The organism is Kiloniella spongiae (assembly GCF_001026905.1).
GTDB classification, from domain to species: Bacteria; Pseudomonadota; Alphaproteobacteria; order Kiloniellales; family Kiloniellaceae; genus Kiloniella; species Kiloniella spongiae.
On sequence record NZ_LAQL01000052.1, the window covers coordinates 1 to 914 of the forward strand.

1 protein-coding gene is annotated in these 914 nt (G+C 51.5%); it reads right to left on the bottom strand.

Annotation, left to right across the window (positions count from 1 at the left end):
- Positions 1-892, bottom strand: an 892-nt coding sequence (locus WH96_RS20850; RefSeq protein ID WP_047766181.1) for a methyltetrahydrofolate--corrinoid methyltransferase, incomplete at its 3' end; no start/stop codon positions are given.
- Positions 893-914: the final 22 nt, after the last annotated feature.

Consider the following 914-nt stretch of genomic DNA (forward strand, 5'->3'; position numbering starts at 1 on the left):
TACGTCTGTTGCGACGTTCACCACGTGCACTGACCTGCCCTTCTGGAACTGGTTCGCGGTATTTGGCGATCCATTTCAGGCAATCCTGATCTTTTGCAAGCAGAACGTCAGATGCGCGGATACCAGCCAGTTCTTCTTCGTGTAGCGGGTTCATGATCGCGGATGTCATACCAGCTGCGGCAGCCATGGCAAGGAAGTGCGCGTTCATGGCATGACGGTTCGGCAGGCCGAATGAAATGTTGGATGCACCACAGGTAGTGTTGACACCAAGCTCTGTTTTCAGACGGTGGAGCAGGGCAAAGACCTGTTTTCCGGCTGTTCCCATAGCGCCAATTGGCATTACGAGGGGATCAACAACGACGCGATCGTGGGAAATACCGTGATCCGCAGCACGCTCGACGATTTTCTTGGCAACTTCATAGCGGACATTTGGATCTTCAGAGATACCGGTCTCATCGTTGGAAATGGCTACGACAGCTGCATCGTATTTCTTAACAAGCGGAAGAACGCGTTCGAGAGACTCATCTTCACCCGTTACAGAGTTCACAAGTGCGCGGCCTTTATATACTTTCAGGCCAGATTCCAAAGCGTCGATGATGGAAGAATCAATGCAAAGAGGCAGATCAGTCAGGCCCTGAACCAGTTGAATGGTTTCGGCTAGGATCTTTGGCTCATCAGCCAGGGGAATACCTGCATTGACGTCCAGCATGTGCGCGCCCGCTGCAACCTGTGCCAGACAATCAGCTTCCACACGGCTGTAATCACCATTGGCCATTTCTTCCGCAAGCTTCTTACGGCCTGTCGGGTTAATACGCTCACCAATAATACAGAAAGGATCATCAAAACCAATTGCGATCTCTTTGGTCGCTGAACTAACGATCGTACGGGTCATATCGGTGCGTCTCCGGTAAAGT